This is a genomic window from Streptomyces sp. NPDC031479, from assembly GCF_055581065.1.
Map to the genome: position 1 here is coordinate 188,161 of NZ_JBVIKC010000011.1, position 23,155 is coordinate 211,315.

General features: G+C 75.0%; 25 protein-coding genes. 12 read left to right on the plus strand and 13 right to left on the minus strand.

Going from position 1 to position 23,155, the window contains the following annotated elements:
* The first annotated feature begins 21 nt into the window (after positions 1–21).
* Positions 22–1,239 (plus strand): NADAR family protein, encoded by a 1,218-nt coding sequence (locus ACZ5D2_RS15380; protein ID WP_285542423.1) that lies wholly within the window; start codon positions 22–24, stop codon positions 1,237–1,239.
* Here ACZ5D2_RS15380 and ACZ5D2_RS15385 read toward each other — a convergent pair.
* Both ACZ5D2_RS15385 and ACZ5D2_RS15390 read right to left on the minus strand, forming a co-directional pair.
* On the minus strand, positions 1,152–2,534 hold the full coding sequence (locus ACZ5D2_RS15385; protein ID WP_468929500.1) for an FAD-dependent oxidoreductase: 1,383 nt from the start codon (positions 2,532–2,534) through the stop codon (positions 1,152–1,154). The genes ACZ5D2_RS15380 and ACZ5D2_RS15385 overlap by 88 nt on opposite strands.
* Positions 2,535–2,608: 74 nt before the next feature.
* Complete coding sequence (locus tag ACZ5D2_RS15390; protein ID WP_371676143.1) at positions 2,609–3,628, minus strand: DUF4349 domain-containing protein; 1,020 nt, start codon at positions 3,626–3,628, stop codon at positions 2,609–2,611.
* A 139-nt stretch (positions 3,629–3,767) separates the two neighbouring features.
* Between ACZ5D2_RS15390 and hemG the strand changes: the two genes are divergently transcribed.
* Positions 3,768–5,240: a protoporphyrinogen oxidase gene (gene hemG / locus ACZ5D2_RS15395; protein ID WP_468929504.1), complete on the plus strand. Its 1,473-nt coding sequence runs from the start codon at positions 3,768–3,770 to the stop codon at positions 5,238–5,240.
* Between the two features lie 23 nt (positions 5,241–5,263).
* Positions 5,264–5,977 carry a hydrogen peroxide-dependent heme synthase gene (gene hemQ / locus ACZ5D2_RS15400; protein ID WP_030234751.1) on the plus strand — a complete coding sequence of 238 codons (714 nt, stop codon included), beginning with the start codon at positions 5,264–5,266 and terminating at the stop codon, positions 5,975–5,977.
* A 110-nt stretch (positions 5,978–6,087) separates the two neighbouring features.
* On the opposite strand, the gene ACZ5D2_RS15405 is transcribed toward hemQ, so the two are convergent.
* The 4 genes from ACZ5D2_RS15405 to ACZ5D2_RS15420 all read right to left on the minus strand — a co-directional run bounded on the left by ACZ5D2_RS15405 (position 6,088) and on the right by ACZ5D2_RS15420 (position 11,248).
* Positions 6,088–7,719, minus strand: coding sequence for an alpha/beta hydrolase (locus ACZ5D2_RS15405; RefSeq protein WP_468929508.1), 1,632 nt, complete (start codon positions 7,717–7,719; stop codon positions 6,088–6,090).
* Between the two features lie 109 nt (positions 7,720–7,828).
* Positions 7,829–8,929, minus strand: a complete 1,101-nt coding sequence (locus tag ACZ5D2_RS15410; protein WP_371676140.1) for a TIGR04222 domain-containing membrane protein — start codon at positions 8,927–8,929, stop codon at positions 7,829–7,831.
* Positions 8,926–10,350: an MbnB/TglH/ChrH family RiPP precursor modification enzyme gene (locus tag ACZ5D2_RS15415; protein ID WP_371676139.1), complete on the minus strand. Its 1,425-nt coding sequence runs from the start codon at positions 10,348–10,350 to the stop codon at positions 8,926–8,928. The genes ACZ5D2_RS15410 and ACZ5D2_RS15415 overlap by 4 nt, the downstream gene beginning before the upstream one ends.
* A gap of 148 nt (positions 10,351–10,498) precedes the next feature.
* Positions 10,499–11,248, minus strand: a complete 750-nt coding sequence (locus tag ACZ5D2_RS15420; RefSeq protein ID WP_371676138.1) for an aminoacyl-tRNA hydrolase — start codon at positions 11,246–11,248, stop codon at positions 10,499–10,501.
* A gap of 71 nt (positions 11,249–11,319) precedes the next feature.
* On the opposite strand from ACZ5D2_RS15420, the gene ACZ5D2_RS15425 reads away from it, so the two are divergent.
* From ACZ5D2_RS15425 to ACZ5D2_RS15435, 3 genes are read left to right on the plus strand one after another with little or no spacing between them, the layout of a single operon-like run.
* Positions 11,320–11,994 (plus strand): AIM24 family protein, encoded by a 675-nt coding sequence (locus ACZ5D2_RS15425; RefSeq protein ID WP_371676137.1) that lies wholly within the window; start codon positions 11,320–11,322, stop codon positions 11,992–11,994.
* Positions 11,991–12,818, plus strand: a complete 828-nt coding sequence (locus tag ACZ5D2_RS15430; RefSeq protein ID WP_371681127.1) for an ABC transporter ATP-binding protein — start codon at positions 11,991–11,993, stop codon at positions 12,816–12,818. The genes ACZ5D2_RS15425 and ACZ5D2_RS15430 overlap by 4 nt, the downstream gene beginning before the upstream one ends.
* Positions 12,815–13,465, plus strand: coding sequence for an ABC transporter (locus tag ACZ5D2_RS15435; protein ID WP_371676136.1), 651 nt, complete (start codon positions 12,815–12,817; stop codon positions 13,463–13,465). Before ACZ5D2_RS15430 ends, ACZ5D2_RS15435 begins: the two co-directional genes overlap by 4 nt.
* 51 nt (positions 13,466–13,516) lie before the next feature.
* On the opposite strand, the gene ACZ5D2_RS15440 is transcribed toward ACZ5D2_RS15435, so the two are convergent.
* Together ACZ5D2_RS15440 and ACZ5D2_RS15445 are read right to left on the minus strand one after the other, a co-directional pair.
* Positions 13,517–13,987, minus strand: coding sequence for an NUDIX domain-containing protein (locus ACZ5D2_RS15440; RefSeq protein ID WP_371676135.1), 471 nt, complete (start codon positions 13,985–13,987; stop codon positions 13,517–13,519).
* A gap of 4 nt (positions 13,988–13,991) precedes the next feature.
* On the minus strand, positions 13,992–14,732 hold the full coding sequence (locus ACZ5D2_RS15445) for an XRE family transcriptional regulator (RefSeq protein WP_468929515.1): 741 nt from the start codon (positions 14,730–14,732) through the stop codon (positions 13,992–13,994).
* Positions 14,733–15,061: 329 nt separating this feature from the next.
* Between ACZ5D2_RS15445 and ACZ5D2_RS15450 the strand changes: the two genes are divergently transcribed.
* The gene (locus tag ACZ5D2_RS15450; protein WP_371676133.1) at positions 15,062–15,280 is read left to right on the plus strand and encodes a hypothetical protein; all 219 of its coding nucleotides are present in this window, start codon (positions 15,062–15,064) and stop codon (positions 15,278–15,280) included.
* A gap of 145 nt (positions 15,281–15,425) precedes the next feature.
* Entirely contained in the window at positions 15,426–15,647 is a 222-nt protein-coding gene (locus ACZ5D2_RS15455; RefSeq protein ID WP_468929519.1) for a hypothetical protein, read from the plus strand.
* A 4-nt stretch (positions 15,648–15,651) separates the two neighbouring features.
* Here the strand turns inward: ACZ5D2_RS15455 and ACZ5D2_RS15460 are convergent, their stop codons facing one another.
* The 3 genes from ACZ5D2_RS15460 to zapE form a co-directional block, all read right to left on the minus strand.
* Entirely contained in the window at positions 15,652–16,542 is an 891-nt protein-coding gene (locus ACZ5D2_RS15460) for a polysaccharide deacetylase family protein (protein ID WP_371676131.1), read from the minus strand.
* A gap of 108 nt (positions 16,543–16,650) precedes the next feature.
* The gene (locus ACZ5D2_RS15465; RefSeq protein WP_266843285.1) at positions 16,651–17,076 is read right to left on the minus strand and encodes an OsmC family protein; all 426 of its coding nucleotides are present in this window, start codon (positions 17,074–17,076) and stop codon (positions 16,651–16,653) included.
* 61 nt (positions 17,077–17,137) lie between these two features.
* Complete coding sequence (gene zapE, locus ACZ5D2_RS15470) at positions 17,138–18,247, minus strand: cell division protein ZapE (protein ID WP_371676130.1); 1,110 nt, start codon at positions 18,245–18,247, stop codon at positions 17,138–17,140.
* 36 nt (positions 18,248–18,283) lie between these two features.
* Between zapE and ACZ5D2_RS15475 the strand changes: the two genes are divergently transcribed.
* From ACZ5D2_RS15475 to msrB, 4 genes are all read left to right on the plus strand, one after another.
* Positions 18,284–19,069 (plus strand): pyrimidine reductase family protein, encoded by a 786-nt coding sequence (locus ACZ5D2_RS15475; RefSeq protein ID WP_371676129.1) that lies wholly within the window; start codon positions 18,284–18,286, stop codon positions 19,067–19,069.
* 131 nt (positions 19,070–19,200) lie between these two features.
* Entirely contained in the window at positions 19,201–19,686 is a 486-nt protein-coding gene (locus ACZ5D2_RS15480; protein ID WP_371676128.1) for an indole-3-glycerol phosphate synthase, read from the plus strand.
* A gap of 50 nt (positions 19,687–19,736) precedes the next feature.
* On the plus strand, positions 19,737–21,131 hold the full coding sequence (gene murC / locus ACZ5D2_RS15485; RefSeq protein ID WP_371676127.1) for a UDP-N-acetylmuramate--L-alanine ligase: 1,395 nt from the start codon (positions 19,737–19,739) through the stop codon (positions 21,129–21,131).
* 15 nt (positions 21,132–21,146) lie between these two features.
* Positions 21,147–21,554 carry a peptide-methionine (R)-S-oxide reductase MsrB gene (gene msrB, locus ACZ5D2_RS15490; protein ID WP_266843290.1) on the plus strand — a complete coding sequence of 136 codons (408 nt, stop codon included), beginning with the start codon at positions 21,147–21,149 and terminating at the stop codon, positions 21,552–21,554.
* 65 nt (positions 21,555–21,619) lie between these two features.
* Here the strand turns inward: msrB and ACZ5D2_RS15495 are convergent, their stop codons facing one another.
* Positions 21,620–22,528, minus strand: a complete 909-nt coding sequence (locus tag ACZ5D2_RS15495; protein WP_371676126.1) for an NAD-dependent epimerase/dehydratase family protein — start codon at positions 22,526–22,528, stop codon at positions 21,620–21,622.
* Positions 22,525–23,001: a cytochrome P450 family protein gene (locus ACZ5D2_RS15500; protein WP_468929529.1), complete on the minus strand. Its 477-nt coding sequence runs from the start codon at positions 22,999–23,001 to the stop codon at positions 22,525–22,527. Before ACZ5D2_RS15500 ends, ACZ5D2_RS15495 begins: the two co-directional genes overlap by 4 nt.
* Positions 23,002–23,155 lie beyond the last annotated feature (154 nt).

Here is a 23,155-nt window from a genome sequence, read left to right on the forward strand (position 1 = left end):
GACGTCGGTACTGTGCCGTGCATGACATGGCACGGGCCGACGTTTCGCATATCCGACGGGGAGACCATCAACGGGGTCTGGCGCCTCGTCTGGCGTCGCCACGAGTTCGACGGCGAGCACTACCCCGATCACCTCTTCGTCTATGCGGACGGCCGGATCACCGTCGGCGGGCATGAGCCCACCGACCTCGCCGGACTGCGCGAGCGGCTGGCCGCCGGGAAGGTCGCGCCGGAGCGGCCGGACGCGCGGGAGTGGCCCGTGGGCGAGCCCACCAAATGGGAGTCGCGCAACCCCGAGCCGCTCACCCAGGAGGGCTTCCTCCTGGAGGTCGCCGACGAGATCGACCGGCTGGCGGGCCGCCCGGGGGCCGGCGACCGGCTCTGGGACGCCGTCCGCGACCACCGGCGGGAGCCGACCGAGGCCCACCGGGCCCGGCTCCGGGACGCCTACCTCGCCGTCCCCGCCCACCTCAGGGTGTACGTCCTCGGCGACATGGACCACCAGGACCGCCCGCTGCGGATGCTGCTCACCGATCTCGGGCAGCCCGTGGACGGCGACGGTCCGGTGGCGACGGAAGAGGGCCACCGGTGGGCCCTCGCCTACTTCGACGACGCGGTGGACGGCGAGGCCCGCCACGAGCGGTGGCTGACCCTGCGGTACGCCGACGAACCGGCCGGGGCCCCCGGGCCCCCGGTCGTCCTGCACGAGACGTTCCACCCCGGCGGCCCGCCCGCCGAGCCGGGCCCCTTCGTCCTGCGCAACGACCACGAGGCCCCCTTCGTCCACGCCGGGGTGAGCTACCCCAGCGTGACCCACGCCTACTGGGCCCTCTCGGCCGCCGATCCCGCCGACCACGACCGGATCCGCGCCGCCGCCACCGCCCACGAGGCGCACGAGGCGGGCGGCCCCGCGGCCCGGCGCGCCGACTGGCCCGCCGTACGGCTCGCCGTCATGGCCGCCCTGCTGCGCGCCAAGTTCGGCCAGCACCCCCGCCTCGCCGAGGTCCTGCTCGCCACCGGCGACGCGGGCATCCTCTACACCGGCCTCTCCGACGCCCCCTTCTGGCGCGACGAGGGCCCCCGAGGCGGCCGCAACTGGATGGGCCGCCTCCTGGAACTGGTCCGCTCCGAGCTGCGCGCCGCCGCCCCGCCTCAGACCCCCGCCGCCCGGACCGCCGAGACCGCCTTGCGGGCGGCCACCAGCACCGGGTCCCAGACCGGGGAGAACGGCGGGGCGTAGCCCAGGTCCAGGGAGACGACCTGGTCCACCGTCATCCCCGCCGTGAGGGCGACCGCCGCCACGTCCACGCGCTTCGCGGCCCCCGCGCCCCCGACGATCTGGACGCCGAGGAGGCGGCCCGTGCGGCGCTCCGCCAGCATCTTGACCGTCATCGGCTCCGCCCCCGGGTAGTAGCCGGCGGTGTTCGTCGAGCTGATGGTGGCCGTCACGAAGCGCAGACCCGCCTCCAGGGCGTCCCGTTCGCGCAGCCCCGTACGGGCGATCTCCAGGTCGCAGACCTTGCTGACGGCCGTGCCGACCACCCCGGGGAAGGTCGCGTAGCCGCCGCCCACGTTCGAGCCGATCACCTGGCCGTGCTTGTTGGCGTGCGTGCCCAGGGCGATGTGCCGGGTGCGGCCCGCGACCAGGTCCAGCACCTCCACGCAGTCGCCGCCCGCCCAGACCTCCTCGTGGCCGCGCACCCGCATCGACAGGTCGGTGAGCAGGCCGCCCGAGGTGCCCACGGGGAGGCCCGCCGCGCGGGCGAGGGCGGTGCGGGGCTCCACGCCGAGGCCGAGTACCACCACGTCCGCCGGGTACTCGTCGCCGGCCGCCGTGGCCACCGCGACGGCCCGGCCCTCCTCGTCCGTGAGGATCTTCGTCACCTCGGCGCGGGAGACCGTGACGATCCCCATGCGGTTCATAGCGCCGTGCACGAGCCCGCCCATGTCCGGGTCCAGCGTGGCCATCGGCTGCTCGCCCCGGTGCAGGACGGTGACCCCGTAGCCCCGGCGCACCAGGGCCTCCGCCATCTCCACGCCGATGTAGCCCGCGCCGACCACCACCGCCCGGCGGCCCGGAGAGCGTTCCAGGGTCTCCATCAGCCGCCGGCCGTCGTCCAGGGTCTGCACCCCGTGCACCCCGTGGGCGCCGATGCCCGGCAGGCGGGGGCGCACCGGGCGGGCGCCGGTCGCCAGGACCAGCTTGTCGTAGGCCGTCCAGGACTCCGCGCCGCTCTCCATGTCCCGGGCGCGCACCCGCCGGCCGGCCAGGTCCAGCTCCACGACCTCCGTCCGGGTGCGCAGGTCGATGTCCCGGGCCCGGTGCTCCTCGGGCGTACGGGCGATCAGGTCGTCCCGGGCGGACACCTGCCCGCCGATCCAGTACGGGATCCCGCACGCCGAGTACGAGGTGAAGTGCCCGCGCTCGAAGGCGGTGATCTCCAGCTCCGCCGGGCCCTTCAGCCTCCGGGCCTGCGACGCGGCGGACATCCCCGCCGCGTCACCGCCCACCACCACCAGTCGTTCCTTCGCCATCGTCCGCCCCGTCCCGTTCCGTTTCGTCCCGCGTTCGTCGTCAACCGGGGTCCACGCTACGGGCGCGGGCGCGCTCAGCCCTCAGGATCGGCCACAGCCCCGTCGGAGGCGGGTGCGCCGGTCCCGGCGGGCACCGGCCGGCGGGGCACCTGCGCCGGGACGCGGCCCGGCTTGGCCGGGGCGGGGCGCAGCCGGCGGTACAGGCGGAACCCGAACAGGGCGGCGGCGGCCGTCACCGCGAACGGCAGGATCACGGCGACGGCCAGCGCCAGGTACCGCACCACCGTGACGAACACCGACCAGCCGCCGCCCAGGGCGTCCCCGAAGGAGGGGTCCCCCTCCTCCCGCGTCTTGCGCTCCACCGCGGCCGGCTCCGAGACCGACACCGTGATCGTCCCCAGGGAGGTCTGGTCCTTCAGGGCGGTCTGCTGCGCGATCAGCGACTCCAGGTCCGACTGGCGCCGGCTCAGCTCGCCCTCCAGCATGACCACGTCACCGAGCGCCGAGGCCTTGTCCATCATCTCCCGCACCCGGGCGACGCTGGCCCGCTGCGACGCCACGCGGCTCTCGACGTCGGCGACCTTCTGGGTCACGTCCTGTGCCTCGACCTTGCGGCCCAGCAGCTTTCCGCTGCCCTCCAGGGCGCCGATCACCGCGTCGAAGCGTTCGCCCGGCACCCGCAGGGTCAGCGTCGAGGCGAGCCGGCCGTCCGCGCCGCGCTGGGTGGACTCGTTGCCCACGTACCCGCCCGCGCCGTCGGCCGCCGTACGGGCCGCGGTGAGGACCTTCTGCGGTTCGGCCGTCTCGATCGAGAGGGTCCCCGTACGGATCACGTTCGGACGGACCGCCGCCGGGGCCTGCCCGGCGCCCTTGGCATCGGTCGCCGCCGGGCCCGCCGCCGGGGCCTGCCCGGCCGCCGCCCCGCCGCCCGGCGCGCCCTCGCCCCGGGCCGCCGGGGCCACGGCCGCCTTGTCCGAGGAGCTGCCGGAGCCGGCGGCTCCGCATCCGGTGAGCGTGAGGACGCCGGCCAGCGACAGCGCGGCCAGCGCCGCCGCCGTACGGCGTCCGGTGTCGAACGTGTGGGTCGAGCGCATCGTCAGTACCCCCCGGGGATCGGCTGATGTCGCCGCTTCGACGTTCAGGGTGGCGACCCGGGTTCCGTACGCGCGGTTCCGGAGCGGTCCCGATGCGGTCACGTTCCGGCCTCGCCGGGCGGTCTGAGACCATGTGTCCATGCACGAAGCGGACATGCGTACGGACCGGCAGGCCCCCACCCGCCACGTCGTCGTCATCGGCGGCGGCATCGCCGGTCTCGCGGCCGCCCACCGGCTGCTCGCCGACGGCGTCCGCGTCACGCTCCTGGAGGCCGGTCCGCGCCTCGGCGGCAAGCTGTACGCGGGCGAGCTCGCCGGGGTCCCCGTCGACCTCGGCGCCGAGTCCGTCCTCGCCCGCCGCCCCGAAGCCGTGGACCTGGCCCGGGCCGTGGGGCTCGGCGACGCGCTCCAGCCGCCCGCCACCGCCACCGCCCACCTGTGGACCCGGGGCGCGCTGCGCCCGATGCCGCGCGGCCACGTCATGGGCGTGCCCGGCGACACGGCCCCGCTGGCCGCCTCCGGAGTCCTGTCCGCCGAGGGCCTCGCCCGCATCGCCGCCGACACCGGCCTCCCGCCCACGGAGGTCGGCGACGACGTGGCCGTCGGCGAGTACGTCGCCGCCCGGATGGGCCGCGAGGTCGTGGACCGGCTGGTCGAACCGCTGCTCGGCGGGGTCTACGCGGGCGACGCCTACCGCATCTCGATGCGCGCCGCCGTCCCCGCCCTCTACGAGGCCGTGCGCACCCACCCCACGCTGACCGGGAGCGTCCGCGCGGTCCAGGCGGCGGCCGCGGAGCGGACCACCGTCATCGGCGCGGCGGCCACCGGCGCCTTCTTCGCCGGGATCTCCGGCGGCATCGGCCGGCTGCCGGTAGCCGTCGCCGACGCCTGCCGGGCCGCCGGGGCGCGGATCCTGACGGGCGCCCCGGTGAGCGGGATCGGCCGGACGCCCGGGGGCTGGCGGATCACGACCGCCGACGAGGTCCTCGACGCCGACGGGGTGGTCCTCGCCGTCCCGGCCGGGCCCGCCGCCCGGCTGCTCGGCGCGCTCGCCCCGACCGCGGCCGCCGCGCTGCACGAGGTCGAGTACGCCTCCATGGCCCTGGTCACGATGGCCTTCCGGCGTTCCGACCTTCCGGCCCCGATCGCCGGGGGCGGCGCCAGCGGGTTCCTCGTACCGCCCGTCGACGGCCGGACGATCAAGGCCTCCACCTTCTCCAGCAACAAGTGGGCCTGGGCCGGGGCCGATCCGGACCTGTTCCTCCTGCGGACCTCCGTGGGCCGGCACGGCGACGAGGGCGACCTCGGGCGCGAGGACGGTGAGCTGGTCGGCCTCTCCCTCACCGACCTCGGCGAGGCCGTCGGCCTCACGGCCCGGCCGGTGGCCTCCACCGTCACCCGCTGGGACGGCGGACTGCCGCAGTACCCCGTGGGCCACCTCGCCCGGGTCGCCCGGATCCGGGCCGCCGTGGCCGAGCTGCCGGGCCTCGCCGTCTGCGGAGCCGTCTACGACGGGGTCGGGATCCCGGCCTGCGTCGCGAGCGCCGGGAAGGCCGCCGACGCGGTGACGGCCGGGATGGCCGCGATGGCCACCCCTGGCACGGACCACTGATCAGCACACGGGACAATGGACACATGACTGCACCAGAGAAGATCCCCAACGCGGGGAAGAAGGCGAAGGACCTCAACGAGGTCATCCGTTACACCCTGTGGTCCGTCTTCAAGCTGAAGGACGTCCTCCCGGAGGACCGCACCGGCTTCGCCGACGAGGTCCAGGAGCTCTTCGACCAGCTGGCCGCCAAGGACATCACCGTCCGCGGCACCTACGACGTCTCCGGCCTGCGCGCCGACGCCGACATCATGGTCTGGTGGCACGCGGAGACCGCGGACGAGCTGCAGACCGCGTACAACCTCTTCCGCCGCACCAAGCTGGGCCGCGCCCTGGAGCCGGTGTGGTCGAACATGGCCCTGCACCGCCCGGCCGAGTTCAACAAGTCCCACATCCCGGCCTTCCTGGCCGACGAGGTCGCCCGCGACTACGTCAGCGTCTACCCCTTCGTGCGCTCGTACGACTGGTACCTGCTGCCCGACGAGGACCGCCGCCGCATGCTCGCCGACCACGGCAAGATGGCCCGCGGTTACCCGGACGTGCGCGCCAACACCGTCGCCTCGTTCTCGCTGGGCGACTACGAGTGGCTGCTGGCCTTCGAGGCGGACGAGCTCTACCGCATCGTCGACCTCATGCGCCACCTGCGCGCCTCCGAGGCCCGGATGCACGTCCGCGAAGAGGTGCCCTTCTACACCGGGCGCCGCAAGTCCGTCGCCGATCTGGTGGCCGGACTCGCCTAGACCTCCCCTGGGGGGAAGGACCGGGGGACCGCTCGTGACACAAGAGCGGCTTCCGGGGATCGGGAGGCCCTGCCCCCGAATCGACGCAGCCGGAGACCCCGCCCGGAAGTTCAGACGACTGGCGGCAGCAGCGCCCTGGGAGCGCTTGCTGCCCGGTCGTCCAGCGACACCGGTGCGGGCTCCGGATGCGGCGCACACGTGACGCGCCACCCCGGAGTGGCGCCCGTGAGCAGGTACCGCTCCACCCGCCGGTCCACGCAGCCGTTGCGTCCGCCGGCCACCCCGTGGGTGCCCGCTCCCTCCTCCGTGACCAGCGAGGCCCCGCCGCCGAGCCGCCGTTGCAGCTCCAGCGCACCCGGGTACGGGGTCGCCCCGTCCCGTTCCGCCGCCACGATCAGCGTGGGGGGCAGCCGCCCCGGACCCGCCCCGACGTCGGCGGGCCGTTGCCGCCCGGCCGTCGGCCAGGAGGCGCACGGCAGGTTCAGGAAGGCGTTGGCCCAGGTCTCGAAGGGCGCGTGGCGGGCCAGTTCGGTGTTGTCGCGGTCCCAGGTCTCCCAGTCGGCGGGCCACGGGGCGTCGTTGCACAGCACCGCGGTGTACACGGCGGTCGCGTTCTCCGCCTCCGCCGCCGTCCGCGGATCGCGCGCGGCCTGACGCGTCAGCGGCCCCGCGTCCCCGCGCAGGAAGGCCGCCAGGGCCGCGGCCCGCTCCGGCCAGACGTCGTCGAAGTACGCCGTCTGGAGGTACGCGGCGTGCAGTTCGCCGGTCCCCACGACCCCGCCCGCCGGAGTCCGGGCCACCGTCGCGCGGACCCGCCCGTAGGCCGCCCGTACCGCCCCGGGCGTGGCACCGAGCCCGTACACGGCGTGGTGCCGGGCGGTCCAGGCGAGGAAGTCGGCCCAGCGGCGCTCGAAGGCGGGCGCCTGGGCGAGGTTGTCGAGGTACCAGATGCGGCGCGGATCGGGGTCGACGGCCGAATCGAACACCATGCGGCGCACGTGGTCCGGGTACCGGGTCGCGTACACGGCCCCCAGGTAGGTCCCGTACGAGGCCCCCACGAAGGTCAGCCGGCGCTCGCCGAGCGCGGCCCGCAGCACGTACAGGTCACGGACGTTGTTCAGGGTCGTGTAGTGCGCGAGCGCGGCGCCGGCGTGCCGGGCGCAGCCCCGCGCGTAGGCCCGTGCTGCGGCGAGCCGCTCCCGCTTGTAGGCCGGTGACGGCACGGCCGGGACCTGGGTGGGGCCCTGCGGCCGTTCGTCCGGGTCCTGGCAGGAGAGCGGGGCCGGACCGCCCACTCCGCGCGGGGCGTAGCCGACGAGGTCGTAGGCGGCCGCGATCCGGCTCCACGCGGGCCGGCCCCCGAGCAGCGGGAAGTAGGTCCCCGACGCCCCGGGGCCGCCCGGGTTGTACACGAGAGAGCCCTGCCGGACGGCGTTCCCGCGGCCGGTGGCCGGGATCCGGCTGACGGTGAGGGAGATCTGCGGGCCCCCCGGGCGGGCGTAGTCCAGCGGGACCCGCAGCGCCGCGCAGCGCACGGCCCCGGGCAGTTCCTCGGCGGCGGGGCAGGGACCGAAGCCGAGCCGGGCGGCGCCGGCCCGGCGGGCGGCCAGTTCGGCCCCGGCGTCCTCGGCGGAGGTGGGGGCGTCCCGGGGGGCGGCGGCCGCGGCGGGCGCCGGGAGGCACAGGGCGAGGGAGAGGAGCGCGGCGGCGGCTCCGTAACGGTGTGCACGCCTCGTCCGCATCGCGACCCCTTCGTCTCATCGTCCGATCCGATGAGATGTCAAGGCCGTACCGCTGTACAGGCCCGCGCCCGGGTGTCGCCGCCGCTACCCCCGGTTGCCGTACGCGGGATCAGGAACTGCTGCCGCAACTGGAGCTGCTGCTGGAACAGCTGGAGCTGCTGCCGCCGCAGCTCGAACTGCTCCCGCCACAGCTGGAGCCGCTGCCGGAACAGCTCGAACCGCTGCTGCCGCAACTCGAACCGCTGCCCCCGCAGCCGGATCCGGAGGACCCTCCGCAACCGCTGCCCGAAGAACCGCAGCCGCCCGGACCGGTGGAGGAGCCGCCGTCGCTCGCGGCGCACCAGAGCACCGGGAGGAGGTCGGCGGACGAGGTGGACGAGGTGGACGAGGTGGACGACGAAGCGCGCGGGCCGTACGACGACCCCGTGCGCGTACGGGCCCGCGACTGGGCCGCGGCCAGCCGCGTGCTCCGGGCGGCGGGCAGCAGTTGTCGCCGCAGGTCCGGATCCCGCAGGCCGCGCAGCCCGAACAGGGCCGTCTGTACGTGATCGGCCGGGTCGCCCGCGTACCGCGCCCGCATCCCGGCCAGCGCCGCCCGGCCCGCCGGGGTGATCCGCCGTCCGGCCCGCTTCGCGCACACGCCGCCTACGGCGATCCCGGCCAGCAGCGCGGGAAGCACCTTGACGATGAACGGCACCTGGGGGTCCGGATCCATGGCCCAGGCCACGAAGGTCAGCGGCAGCGACACCGGCACCAGCATCCCGCACACCAGGGCCTGGACCAGCCCCCACCGCCGCAGCCCGCGCCCCGTGCCGGGCGGGGCGATCAGCCCGCGGGCCGCCAGCCCGTCCCCCGTCTCCTGGACGGCGGGGTCGAGCATCGCGGCGTAGCGCACCTGGTACAGCCACCCCGAGGGTGCCTGTCGCAGCGCCAGCAGCACGGCGCGCTCGGCGGGGTCCGTGGCCGGCGCCCCGGGCCGCGCCTGGACGATGCCGGGGCCGCCGCCCGCCAGCCGGCCGTCGCCCAGCAGCGAGACGAGCGCGGCGTCGACGACGGCGCCGGGACCGCCCGCCAGGAAAGCCGCCTCCGACAGGTCGTGCAGGGTGGGCGAGGTCCCGGGCACCCGTGGCCTCGCCCGGAACAGGGCGCGCAGCAGCAGCGAGCTGGAGCCGAGGACGGCGGCCCAGACGGCGATGGCGACGACGTTCACGAGGCTCTCCCCGTCAGGGCACGGGCCCAGCGCGTGATCCGGCCCGGCGGCCGCGCCCCGGACCGCTGCCGCCACCAGGCGGTGAGCCGGCGGCGGGCGGCCGGGTCGGCGGGCAGGTCCTGGACCAGCAGGTGTTCGGCGAAGTCCAGGGCGTCACGGCGGTACCCGGACGTCATGGGGCGGTTGCGGGCGTAGCCGAGGAAGGCCGCGCGGTAGGCGTCGGGCCCGCCCAGTATCCGCGGCAGCTCGGGCGCGACCTTCGCGACGACCGAGGCCCGCTTGGCGGCCAGGGCCCGGGCCTGGACCCGGATCCGCCGCCGGTCGAAGCCCTCGGGCACCGGGGTACCGGCGACCAGCGCCGACAGCAGGGCCGCCTGCCCGATCCCCACGCGGGTCCGGGCGGCGTCGAGGGCCGGCGCGTCCCGCACACCGGGATCCGCGCCGCCGCCGTCGCCGTCCGGCGCACTCCCGGGGCCCTCGGCGTCGGGCGCGCCCCCGGCGTCGGCCGTGCCCCCGGCGCCGTGAGGAACCTCCGCACCCGCAGGGGCCCCCGCACCCGCCGGACCGGCCCCGCCCGGCCCCGGCCCCGGGCCCGTCGTGCCCGTCGTGGCCGTCACCACCTCGCGGATCCGGACCAGTTCGGCGGCCAGTTCCGCCTCCGCCGGGAAGTCGTCGTCCCGCTCCAGCAGGACCCCCGGCGGGTCCACCCGCTCCCGCAGCGCCGCCAGTACGTCGAGCACCACCGGCGGCACCGGGTGCGCGTGGGTGTCGTGCCACACGCCGTCCCGCTCCACGCCCCCGGCCACGTGTACGTACGCGAGGGCCTCCAGCGGGATCCCGTCCAGTACCGCCGACGGGTCCTCGCCCCGGTTGACCCGGTTCGTGTGCAGGTTGGCCACGTCGACGAGCAGCCGTACGCCGGTCCGTTCCACCAGCTCCGTCAGGAACCGCGCCTCCGTCAGCTCCTCCCCGGGCCAGGAGAAGAGCGCGGCGATGTTCTCCAGCGCCAGCGGCACCGGCAGCGCGTCCTGCGCGATCCGGACGTTCTCGCACAGCACGTCCAGCGCGTCCCGGGTGCGCGGGACCGGCAGCAGGTGTCCGGCCTCCAGCACGGGGGAGGAGGTGCGTACGAAGGCGATGTGCTCGGTGACCAGGGGCGCCCCCAGCGCCACCGCCCGCTCCCCGAGCGCGGCCAGCTTCGCCGGGTCGGGACGGTCGGCGCCGCCGAGGCCCAGCGAGACCCCGTGCGGGACGACCCGTACCCCGCGCTCGCGCAGCCGCAGCAGCGACTCGGGCAGGTGACCGGGGCAGACGTTCTCGGCGACGACCTCGACCCAGTCGAGGTGTTCGAGCCGCTCCACGGCCTCCGCGATCTCCGGCCGCCAGCCGATGCCCACCCCCAGGCGCGCCATGGGCTTCATGGTTCCCTCGCCCCCCTTTCGCCGGCCCCCGCCGGTACTCACCGGCCCGCATCCGTGCTCGTCGGTCCGTATGACCGTGTGATGGCCCCGACGGCGCGGGGCCAACCGTGAGGAAGGGACGTTCAGAGCAACATTTGAGGTTCCCGGCTCAGAGCCGGGCCCGCAGCGCCGGGTGGTCCGCGACCACGGTGCAGGAGCCGGGGGCGATCTCGGTGAACCCGGCGTCGCGCACCACCGGCAGCCCGCTCCCGCTGAGCGCCGCCCACCGCTCGCGCGCGGCCGTGCGCACGGCCAGCCGAAAACCGGACTCCCGCCACCCGTCCCGCTCGGCCGGCGTCAGTTCCCACCAGGCCAGCTGCGCCGCGTGCCCGGCCTGGGCCATCGCCTTGCCGGCCGACATGTCGAGGTCCGGGTTCAGCCACAGCACGGGCAGCTCCGCCGCGGCGGGTGCCGCCGCAGCGGGGTCGTCCAGGTCGGTCCCCGAAACCTGCAGCTTGGCCAGCTCCTTGGGCCACCCGTCGAGCGGCACCGGCGGGAAGACCCGGACCTCGGCCCGCTCGCCGTGCACCGTGACGCCCGGGAGGGTCCCCGCCTTGCGCCACTCCGCCCCGCGCGCCCTGCGCACCACCTTGCGGATCCGGGCGTCCTGCCAGTCGCGCACGGCCTCGGCCCACTCGCCCTCGCCGTGCGCCCGTTCGTCCGTCAGCAGCACCAGGACCGCGCGGGCCGCCGTCTCCAGCGCGTCGGTCCGGGCCGGCGGGTCCGCCTTCTCGATCCGCACGACCAGCGGCAGGACGAACTGCGGCGCCTCGTCGCGCGCCGCCCGCTCCTGCCGGAACGGGCTGTCCGCGCCGACGGCGGGTACGTCTGAGGTCTTGGGTGCGTCCTTCGTGCTCATCCGCCCAAGGATGCCAGCCTCCGCCTTGAGGAGGATGTCCCGGGTGCGTGCCCCGGGCGAGGATCGGGACCATGCAGAGTGATCTTTTCGCCTCCGAGAACCTGGCCCGACCGGCCACCGCACCGGGCATGACCCTTCAGAACGCCAAGTCCGTCAAGTACGCCGTGAACGGCGAGATGCTGGCCCGTCAGGGCTCGATGGTCGCCTTCCGGGGCGACCTCCGGTTCGAGCGCAAGGGCCAGGGCATAGGCGGCATGCTCAAGCGCGCCGTCACCGGCGAGGGGCTCGCGCTGATGTCCGTACGCGGGCAGGGCGAGGCCTGGTTCGCCCACGAGGCGGGCAACTGCTTCATCATCGACTTCGAGCCGGGCGACGCCTTCACCATCAACGGGCGCAACGTCCTGTGCTTCGACCCGACGCTGTCCTACGAGATAAAGATGGTGAAGGGCGCCGGGATGACCGGCGGCGGCCTCTTCAACAGCCTCTTCACCGGCACCGGCAAGCTCGCCGTCGTCTGCGACGGCCACCCGATCATCATCCCGGTGACCCCGCAGGCACCGGTGTACGTGGACACGGACGCGGTCGTCGGCTGGAGCGCCGCGCTGGACACCGGGCTGCACCGCTCCCAGTCGGTCGGCTCGATGATCCGCGGCGGCTCCGGCGAGGCCGTCCAGCTCAGGCTGAGCGGCGAGGGCTTCGTCATCGTGCGGCCGAGCGAGGTCACCGAATCGGCGCCGGGACACTGAAACTCACCGGAGTCGGCCGCCGCTACGGACGGCGGCGGCCCTGGGTGCTGCGCGGGGTCGCCCTGGAGCTCCCGCCCGGGGCCCTGGTCCGCATCGAGGGCGGCAACGGCGGCGGCAAGTCCACCCTGCTGCGGATCCTCGCCGGCGTCGACACCCCCACGGAGGGCCGCGTCGCGGGCCGCCCGCACCGGACCGCCTACGTTCCCGAACGCTTCCCGGCGGCCCTGCCCCTGACGGCCGGTTCCTACCTGACCCACCTGGGCCGGGTGCACGGCCTGACCGGCCCGGAGGCGGCCCGCCGGGCGGCCGCGGCACTGGAGCGGTTCGGCGCCGCCGCGTACGCCCGCACCCCGCTGGCCGAACTGTCGAAGGGGACCAGCCAGAAGGTGGCCGTCGCCCAGGCGCTGCTCGCCGAGCCGGGGCTGCTCGTCCTCGACGAGGCGTGGACCGGGCTGGACGCCCCGGCCCGCGCCGAGCTGGACCGGGCCGTCACCGAACGCACGGCGGCCGGAGGCACGGTGGTCTTCGTCGACCACGACCCGGCGCGCCTCGCGGGCCGGCCGGACGCCCGCCACCGGATCGAGGCCGCCGCCCTGATCCCGGTCCCCGCCGCCGTCCCGGTCGGGGCGGCGCGTCCGGATTCCGTCCGCATCCACGCGGCCGGCCCGCCCGGCGCCGCCCCGCCGCCCGGCCTCGCCACCGTGCCCGCCCCCGGTGGCGGGGTCCTGCTGACGGTGGACGCGGACCGTTCCGACGCCGTACTGCGCGAGCTGCTCACGGCCCGGCCGCCCTGGCACATCCGCGCCGTGGAGGAACTGCGATGACCGCCCTGCTGCGTTACCAGGCCGCGCTGCTGCTGCGCTCACAGCGCTGGATCGCCCCGCTCGTCGTCTACGCCGCCTTCGTGGCCGTCGGCATCCGGCCCGGTGACCGCGCCCTGGACTCCCTCGGTTACGCCGCCGCCGGGCTGGTCCCGCAGACGGCCTGGCTGGTCCGGATCTGTGTGAGCGCCGAGCCTCCGGCGGCCCGTGCCTGCGCCGCCGCCGCGGCGGGACCGCCCCGGGTGCACGCGGCGGCCCTCCTCACCGCCCTGGGCGGCGCGCTCACGGCCGGCGCGGCGGGCGCCGGCTACGCCCTGCTGTGCGGCGGGCCCGGCGGGAAGCCCCCCGCCGCCACCGCCGCCGCCGGGGCGGTCGCCGTCCTGGTGTGCGCCCTGACGGGGGCGGCCGTCGGGGCGCTGTGCAGCCGGCCGCTGGTCCGGGGGCGCGGCCTCGCGGTGCTCGCGGGCGGCCTCGGGTCCCTGCTGGCCTGGGTGGCGGCGTTCTCCCCGGCCCGCGGCGCGGTGTCCGCCCTGGTCGGGGCCGCCCGCACCGACGGCGTACCGTTCCCGCTGGGTTCTCTGGCCGCGGCGGCGCTCCTCGCCGCGGCGGCGGGCACGCTGGCCTGCCTCGTCAGCGCCCGGCGGGAGTAGGCCGCTCCGTCCGGCCTTCCCCGGGCGGAGCGGGCCGGGTTCGCGAGGCCCCTACCCCAGGTAGGGCGTGGAACGATGTTCGAGAAAATGTTCCAGGCGCAGCCGCTGCGTGTGGTGCATGTTCAAGGAGCCGAGTCCAGCCGGCTCGACGAACCGCAGTTCGGTGCTCTCGTCGGAGATGGCCGGGATGCCGCCGACGACACGCGCTGTGAAGCAGACGTTGAACTGTCGCCGCACTTCCCCGTCGCTGTACTCGATGATGTGGCGGGGGTCGGTGTACGTGCCGACGAGTCCTGTGATCTCCACGTCGAGGCCGGTCTCTTCCTTGACCTCCCGGACGGCCGTGCCGGGCAAGGAGTCGCCCAGGTCCATGCCGCCGCCGGGAAGCGCCCAGAGACCGTTGTCCCGCCGACGCTGGAGCAGGATGCGGCCCCTGTCATCGGTGACCACCGCTGAGGCGGCTACGACCATGCTGTTCGGCTCCGGCGCGTGTGGATCGTCGTAGTACTCGGTGCGTGCCATCGGGTCATCCCTCCACTGGTCGGGCCGTCTCCCACACAGCGCTGAAGCTGGCCGCGTACATGTCGAAGATGCCCCCGTCGCCGTTGCGACGCAGGTGCCACACGGGCGCACCGTACGCGTTCACGCCCCAGACGTGCGTGTTGACCAACGCCTGGTCATCCGCCCGGTAGATGCTGTTGTAGAGGGTCGTCCCGTGCGTTCGCAGTTCGATTCCCGGTTCGTCGGCCAACGGCCGGTAGTGCATGAGGGCGAGGCGGCAACGGGATTCGATGCCATGCCCGAACCTCTCTTCCCGCCCGCGCCGCTGGATGTGCGGGCTGTCCGCGTCACCGACTGCGACACGGACCGCACAGCCTTCGGCGGCCCGCTCGCGCAAGAGATCGTTCAACCGGGGGTGGGCCTCGTGGAGGAACACGGCCGCGTAGACCAACACGTCGATACGCTCTCGCGCCGTGGCGAGGAGATCCACGAACACGGATACGGGGAGGTCCGCACGCTGGTCGTACAGTGCTACGAGTTCCGGACTGACGGCGCGAGCGGCGCGTGCCTGTCTGAGGGCGGGCCAGAGGGCATGCAGGTCTTCGCCCAGCGTCTCCGCGGCTCTGAGTGCTGTTGCCCGCCGGGGGACGCGCCCGAGATTCACCCATCGCTCAACACTCTTCGGGTCCACTCCCGTGGCCGTCGCCAACGCTGCGTGTGTCCAACCGCCTGATGCCATCAAGGCCCTCAACCGCTCGTTGCCCATGGGGACGTTCTACATGCCGTGGGACGTCCCGAAGTGACGAACGTACGAGGTTCCTCCGTCCCGGCGACCGGCAGCACGATCAAGGACGCAAGCAGTGCGGCGAAGGGGTACAGGATGAGTGACACGGTGACGGACGAAGCTTCCCACGCGCAGGTGTGGGAATACCTGACGTACGCGCCAGGGGGTGAGCGCTGTGCCGACTGCCGGAGGGTGATCGGATCGTTCGAGCCCGCCCGCCGGGGACGCGGGGGCGGCACGTCCGGGCCGCCCGTGGTGATCTACCGCCACACGGACATGGCTCAGTGCTCCGACCGGGCGGTGAGTGCGTGATGGACATGCAGACCTGGCGTGGCGCGCACAGGCGGGCGGACGACGCGCGGGAAGCCCTCGTGGCCGCTCTGGCCGCGCTCGACGTGCCTGAGGCGACGCGGAACACGGTGCGTCCCGTTGTGAGCCGCGACGGCACCCCCTGCGTACACCTCGGGCCGATCCCGGCCGATGTGGCGGAACGGCTGGCCGAAGCGCTTCGGATGCCGTTTTCCTGCTGAGGAGGGGCGGGACCCGAGCAGCCCCGTCCGGCAACGGCGGGGAGGCCGGCTCTGTGCGGGAGCGCGCCGCGCGAGGGGCCGGGTGCGGCCCGGATCCTCCCGCGGCGGCCCCCCGCGGTGCACCGGCCCGCGTACGCTCGGGGGTATGGACCAGCCCCAGCAGGACCGGCCGCAGCAGGACCGGCCGCAGCCGGACGCTTCGTACTGCCCCGCGCCCGCCGCGCCCGCCGGACGGGTACCCGGGCCGCCGTACGCCGACTGCCTGGAGTGCGGCGAGCCCACCGAGTACGGGGTCGCGACCCCGGGCGTGGTGCTGTGCCCGGTGTGCGAGTGGCAGGAGGCGCAGCGCACCGCCTGCTCCGGATGAATCGTCACTTCCCCATCAGCTCGGACACCTTCACGAAGCGGTACCCCCGTTTGCGCAGCTCCGGGACGATCTTCCGGATGGCCTCCTCGGTGACGGGGGCCGCGCTGCGGGTGCAGTGCATGACCACCACCGAGCCGGGCTTGACCCCGGCCAGGACCTCCTCGGCCACCGCGTCGGGGTCCTTCGCGAAGGCGTCGCCGCTGACCACGTCCCACTGCACGGCGGTCACCTTGGCGGGCGCCAGGGCCCGCAGCGCCCCGTCGTCGTAGCAGCCGCCCGGGAAGCGGAAGTAGGGCACCGTGTTGACGGCGCCCGCCTTCCTGAACGCCGCGAAGGCCTGCTCCACGTCCGACCGGGCGGCGTCGCCGTCGAGGGTGGGGAGGCCGTAGCAGGGGGACTTGAAGGCGTGGTGGCTGTACGAGTGGTTGGCGATCTCGAAGTTGGGGTCGGTGCCGATGGACTTCGCCTGGTCCGGGTACTCCTCCGCCCAGCGGCCCGTCATGAAGACGGTCGAGGGGACCCGGAGCCGGCGGAGGGTGGAGATCAGCTCCGGGTTGTCGAAGTGTTCCCCGGACGCGGCCCGCGGCCCCTGGTCCGAGGTCATGTCGGCGTCGAAGGTGAGGGCCACGGCCTTGTCGGCGCGCTGGCGCGTGCGCTCGAAGACGGGCGTCAGGCCGTTCGGCCCGGGGGCCAGGGTGGGGGCCCGGCCCGGGGCGCCGGGCAGCGGGGACGCGGGTGCGGAGGGGGAGGCGGGCGCGGCCGTCGGGCCGGACGCCGCGTGGGTGCCCATGCGGGCCTGGCCGCCGTCCCGCGGCGTGCCGGCGCCGCCCCCACATCCCGCGAGGGCGGCGCTGAGCGCGGCCACGGCCGCCACTTTGCGTACAGAAAGGGTCACGTACGCAAAATATATGACTATGTGGCAATCGGACGTTTACGGCAGGGCCGGACGTCACACCACCGGGCCCCCGTGGGGACGGCGCGGGGGCCCGGTGACGGGCGCGGATCAGACGAGCTCGGCGCTCAGGGTGATCGTGGTGCCGGTCAGCGCCTGGCTGACCGGGCAGTTCTTCTTGGCGTCCTCGGCGGCGGCGGCGAAGCCCTCGGCGTCCAGACCGGGCACCTCGGCGCGCACGGTCAGGTGGATGCCGGTGATGCCCTCACCGGGCTGGAAGGTGACGTCCGCCTTGGTCTCCACCCGGGTGGGAGGGGTACCGGCGCCGTCGAGGCCGTGCGAGAGCGCCATCGAGTAGCAGCTGGAGTGGGCGGCGGCGATCAGCTCCTCCGGGCTGGTCTTGCCGTTCGCGGCCTCGGCGCGCGAGGGCCAGGAGACCTCGAACGAGCCCCGGCCCGAGGAGTCGAGGGAGACGGTGCCGGCACCCTTGAGCAGGTTGCCTTCCCAGACGGTGTGGGACGAGCGCGTGGTGGCCATGGTGGATCCCTTCGAAGGTATGGAAACGGCCGGGCCGCCAGAGCGCCCGGCCGTGCCAAACCTACTGCGACACCAGGGGTTTCGCGTCGCGGGCGAGCGCGGTGAGCCGCGATATGGCTCGGAAGTACTTCTTCCGATAACCGCCGTTGAGCATTTCTTCACTGAACAGCCGGTCGAAGGGCACCCCGGAGGCCAGGACCGGCACCTCGCGGTCGTACAGCCGGTCGGCGAGCACCACCAGGCGCAGCGCCGTCGACTGGTCCGGGACCGGGCCGACATCGGTCAGGCAGACGGCCGCTATGCCGTCGGTGAGGGCCCCGTAACGGCTCGGGTGGACCTTCGCCAGGTGCTCCAGCAGGCCCGGGAAGTCGTCGAGGCTCGCGCCCGGGGTCCCGTACGCGGCCTTCGCCACCTGCTCGTCGGTGAACGGCGCCGGGGCCTCGGGCAGGCCGCGGTGGCGGTAGTCCTGGCCGTCGATCCGCAGCGGCCGGAAGTGCGCCGAGAGCCCCTGGATCTCGCGCAGGAAGTCGGCGGCGGCGAAGCGGCCCTCGCCGAGCTTGCCGGGCAGGGTGTTGGAGGTGGCGGCCAGGGCCACGCCCTGCTCGACCAGCCGGCTCAGCAGGGAGGAGACGAGCACGGTGTCGCCCGGGTCGTCCAGCTCGAACTCGTCGATGCACAGCAGCCGGTGCCCGCCCAGGGTCTGCACGGTCTGCTGGAAGCCGAGCGCGCCGACCAGGTTGGTGAGCTCCACGAAGGTGCCGAAGGCCTTGAGCGCGGGCTCGGCCGGGGTGGCGTGCCAGAGGGAGGCGAGCAGGTGGGTCTTGCCGACGCCGTAGCCGCCGTCGAGGTAGACCCCGCGCGGACCCGCGGCCGGCGCGGCGGGCTTCTTCGAGAACCAGCGCCGCTTGCCCGCGCCGGTGGCGTGGGCCCCGCCCAGGCCGGCGGCGAAGCCGCTGAGGACGGTGACGGCCTCGGCCTGGCTGGGCTGGGCCGGGTCCGGGTCGTAGGTGTCGAAGCGCACCGAGTCGAAGCGCGGGGGCGGCACCATCTCGGCCACCAGCCGTTCGGCGGGCACCCGCGGTTCGCGGGCGCACAGGGCCAGCGGGCCCGCGTCGGCTATCGGGGGCTGCCCGGACGGGGCAGATCCGGAGGTCGAGAGTGAAGTTGACACAGCCCTTAACTCTACGCGGCGTGTCAGACTGCACCGATGCGACGCCTGCTCCCTGTGACCGATCAGACATCCGCCCCGTCCTCCCCGGACCCGGCCGACCGCGAGTGGTCGCTGGACGAGCTCGCGGACGCCTACGCCTATCCGGAGCTCGCCCCCGGCGCGCACTGGCTGCGGGCGAACATGGTCTCCACGCTGGACGGGGCCGCCCAGCACGAGGGGCGCTCACAGCCGATCTCCGGCGAGACCGACATGCGGATCTTCGGCACCCTGCGGGCCCTTGCCGATGTGGTGGTCGTCGGCGCGGAAACGGTTCGCCAGGAGGGTTACCGCCCGGCCCGCGCCCGGGAGGCCTTCGCGGCCCGCCGCGAGGCCGCCGGCCAGGGTCCCGCCCCCGCCATCGCCGTGGTCACCGCGAGCCTGGACCTGGACTTCACCCTGCCCCTGTTCACCTCCCCCCTCGTGCCCACCCTGGTGGTCACCGGGGCCGCCGCGCCCGCCGACCGGGTGGCCGCGGCCACCGCCGCCGGGGCCGAGGTCGTCGTGGCGGGCGAGGGGGTGGGCGCGGACCCCGCACAGGTCGTACGGGAGCTGGCCGCGCGCGGGCTGCGCCGCCAGCTGACCGAGGGCGGGCCCCGGCTGCTGGGGCAGTTCGTGGCCGCCGACGCGCTGGACGAGCTGTGCCTGACGATCTCCCCGACCCTCACGGCGGGCGGTGCCCAGCGGATCGCGGGCGGGCCCTCCGTCACGGTTCCGCACCGGCTCGCGCCCGCCGTCGTACTGGAAGAGGCCGGGTTCCTGTTCACGAGCTACCGTCGGATCTGAACAAGGGGCGGAATTTGTCGTTCCGCTTAGCTTCCGCCGGGCACATACCTGGGCACATATATCTGCGCAAGGCCCCGCGCGACTGCGGGGCAGGATGGTTTCCGCAGGGGCCGGCCGACCGGCCCCGGCCCATGAAGGAGAGGGCGTCCGTGTTCACGAGCGTATTGATGATCGAGCAGCCGCTGACCACGGTGGACGTGGACTTCGTCACCACCCTGCACGGAGACGACCAGGTCTCCTTCGTCGTCCTCATGCAACCCAGGGGAGACCAGGACCGACTGCTCCGCGCCATCGACGACGTAGCGCTCGGCGAGCTTCCCGAAGCCCTCCACGAAGGCGACGAGCCCGGGGGCGAGGCCGCCCGGGGCCCTGCCGCACAGGCCCTCGAACACTCCCTCGCGTCCCTGCGCAAGAAGGGAGCCAAGGCCGTCGGACAGATCATCGAGAACCACCCCCTCGACCACCTCAAGAGCGTCGTCGACGAGACGTCCGCCGACGAGGTGATCGTCCTGACCGCTCCGCACTTCGTCGAGGAGTTCTTCCACCGGGACTGGGCCTCCCGGGCGCGGCACAAGGTCGGGGTTCCGGTGCTCAAGCTCTTCGCCCACAACGAATAGGCTGGGGCGGCACAGCCCCACCGCACCCCCTCGATCCTGGAGCGACCTGAATGAAGCCCGGCCTGCCGACCGCGATGGAACGGCCCCACTTCATCGGCATCGGCGGCGCCGGCATGTCCGGCATCGCGAAGATCCTCGCGCAGCGCGGCGCGCAGGTGGCCGGCAGCGACTCCCGTGACTCCGAGACCGCCCAGGCGTTGCGCGCCCACGGCGCCACGGTCCACATCGGGCACGCCGCCGGCCACCTCGCCGACGACACCACCTGCGTGGTCGTCTCCAGCGCCATCCGCTCCGACAACCCGGAGCTGGCCCGCGCCGCCGAGCTGGGCATCCCCGTCGTGCACCGCTCGGACGCCCTCGCCTCGCTGATGGACGGCCTGCGCCCCATCGCCGTCGCCGGCACGCACGGCAAGACCACCACCACCTCGATGCTGGCGGTCTCCCTCTCGGCGCTGGGCCTCGACCCCTCCTACGCCATCGGCGGCGACCTGGACGCCCCCGGCTCCAACGCCCACCACGGCGAGGGCGGCATCTTCGTGGCCGAGGCGGACGAGAGCGACCGCAGCTTCCACAAGTACGCGCCCGAGGTCGCGATCATCCTCAACGCGGAGCTCGACCACCACGCGAACTACGCGTCGATGGAGGAGATCTACGAGTCGTTCGAGACCTTCGTCTCCAAGATCGTCCCCGGCGGCACCCTGGTCGTCGCCCACAGCCAGGACGGCGCCGCCGAGATCGCCCGCCGCGTCGCGGGCACGCAGGGCCTCACGGTCGTCACGTACGGCGAGGAGGACGGCGCCGACGTCCGCATCACCAAGATCACGCCGCGCGGCCTGACCAGCGAGGTCACCGTCCTGCTCCAGGACCGGATGCTCACCTTCACCGTCTCGGTGCCCGGCCGCCACTACGCGCACAACGCCGTCGCGGCCCTCGCCGCCGGCGTCGCCCTCGGCATCCCGGCGCACAACCTGGCCTCCGCCCTCGGCAAGTACACCGGCGTCAAGCGCCGCCTCCAGCTCAAGGGCGAGGCGGCCGGCGTGCAGGTCATCGACTCCTACGCGCACCACCCGACCGAGATGAACGCCGACCTGGAGGCCATCCGCGGCGCCGCCGGGGACTCCCGCATCCTGGTCGTCTTCCAGCCGCACCTCTTCTCCCGCACCCAGGAGCTGGGCAAGGAGATGGGCCAGGCCCTCGCGCTGGCCGACGCCTCCCTGGTCCTCGACATCTACCCGGCCCGCGAGGACCCGATCCCCGGCATCACCAGCGAGATCATCATCGCCGCGGCCCGCGCCGCCGGCGCCGACGTCACCGCCGAGCACTCCAAGGAGGACGTCGCCGACGTGATCGCGGGAATGGCCAAGCCCGGTGATCTCGTTCTGACCATGGGCGCGGGCGACGTCACCGATCTGGGACCCCGGATCCTCGCCCGGCTGTCGAACTGAGGGAGCGGGAACGTCATGGCGTACGAGGTCCAGAAGACGGACGAGCAGTGGCAGGCCGAGCTGACCCCGTCCGAGTACCAGGTGCTGCGCCTCGCCGGCACCGAGCCGGCCTTCCGCGGTGAGTACACCGACACCAAGACGGAGGGCGTCTACTCCTGTCGCGCCTGCGACGCCGAACTCTTCCGCTCCACGGAGAAGTTCGACTCGCACTGCGGCTGGCCGTCCTTCTTCGACCCGAAGGACACCGAGGCCGTCGAACTGATCGCCGACACCTCGCACGGCATGGTCCGCACCGAGGTCCGCTGCGCGAAGTGCGGCTCCCACCTGGGACACGTCTTCGACGGCGAGGGCTACCCGACCCCCACCGACCAGCGGTACTGCATCAACAGCATCTCCCTGAGGCTCACCCCGACCGAGGGCTGAGCCCCGGCCCCGCCCGCACCCGGCCCCGCCCGCACCCGGGCGCACGCGCACCGGGTGCGGGCGGTTCAGCCGGAGAGGGAGCCGAGGTGGTCCGCCAGGGTGCGGGCCGGGGACCAGCCCCGGGAGCGGGCCCTGGTGAGGTCCAGGACCACCGGGTGGGACAGCTGGTCCACCGCGTAGCGGCTCAGGGCGGGCTCGGAGCCGGTCAGGCGGGACACCGCCTCCGCCGCCCCGGCCGCCGTACGGGCCAGCGGGAGCGGCAGGTGCCGGATCCGGGCCCGCACCCCGTGGGCCCGCAGCACCGCGCCGACGGCCGCGTCCCGGCCGTACGGCCGCGCGTCCGCCACGTTGTACGCGCCCGGGGTCCAGCCCGCCGCCGCCAGGCAGGCGTCCGCCAGGTTCTGCACCGCCGTCAGGCTCAGCCGTACGTCCGGACCCGGCAGCAGCAGCGTCCCCGCCCGGACCCGGGACAGCAGCCGGGGCAGCAGCTGGGTGTCGCCGGGCCCGTAGACCGCCCTCGGCCGCAGCACCACCGCACCCCCGGCCAGGGCCAGCGCCTCGCCGGCCGCCTTGGTCCGGCCGTAGGCGTTCAGCTGGCCCTCCCGCGGATGGTCCTCGGCCACCAGCTCCCGCCCCCGGCGCGGGTCGTACACGCTGGCGCTGCTCACCCACACCACCGGCCGCCCCGCCGCCGCCCGCAGCAGCCGCGCCGTGCCGTCCACGTTCACCGCCCGCATCGCCGCCTCCGCACGCGAACCCGGCGCCGGGTCGCCGACGGCCGCCGCGCAGTGCACCACGAAATCCGCCCCGGCCAGGTCCGGCTCCGTACGCGCCGCGTCCCAGAACCGGTGTTCCCCCACCGGACCCGGCCGCCGCCCCACGCACACCACCGAGGCCCCCGCCGCGGCCGCCGCCCGGGCCACCCACCCGCCACAGAAGCCGCTCGCCCCCGTCACCGCCACGCGCGGCCTCACGCCCCCGCCCCCACCGTCAGCGAACGCCACCCCGGCAGCGCCGCCCGCCGGTCCACCCGGGCCCCGGTCACCACCGGCCGGTACGGGGCCAGCGCCTCCAGTACGTCACCCAGCAGCACCTCCGCCAGCCGGGCCCCGGGACAGGCGTGCGACCCCGCCCCGAACACCAGCCGCGCCACCCCCGGCCCGGCCGGGTCCCGCCCGTCCGGATCCCGCCGGTGCGCCCCCGCCGCGTGCCGCGCCACCAGGACGAGGCGGTCCCCGGCCCGTACCGGGCAGCCCCCGACCGTCCCCGCCGCCGCCGCGACCCGGGGCAGCACCGGCGAGGCCGCCGTCACCCGCAGCAGCTCCTCCACCAGCCGCGGCCGCAGCTCCGCGTCGGCGGCCTGCTCCCACAGCCCCGCGTCCGCGCACCAGGCGACCGCCCGCGGCAGCGCCGCCACCGTGGTGTTCACCGCCGCCACCGCCACCATCGCGGGCAGCGCCTCCTCCCCGCGGCCCAGCAGCAGCCGCAGCCGACGGGCCGCCCGCTCCGGGGGGGGGGGGGGGGGGGGGGGGGGGGGGGGGGGGGGGGGGGGGGGGGGGGGGGGGGGGGGGGGAGGGGTGGGGGGGGGCCCTGGGGCGGAG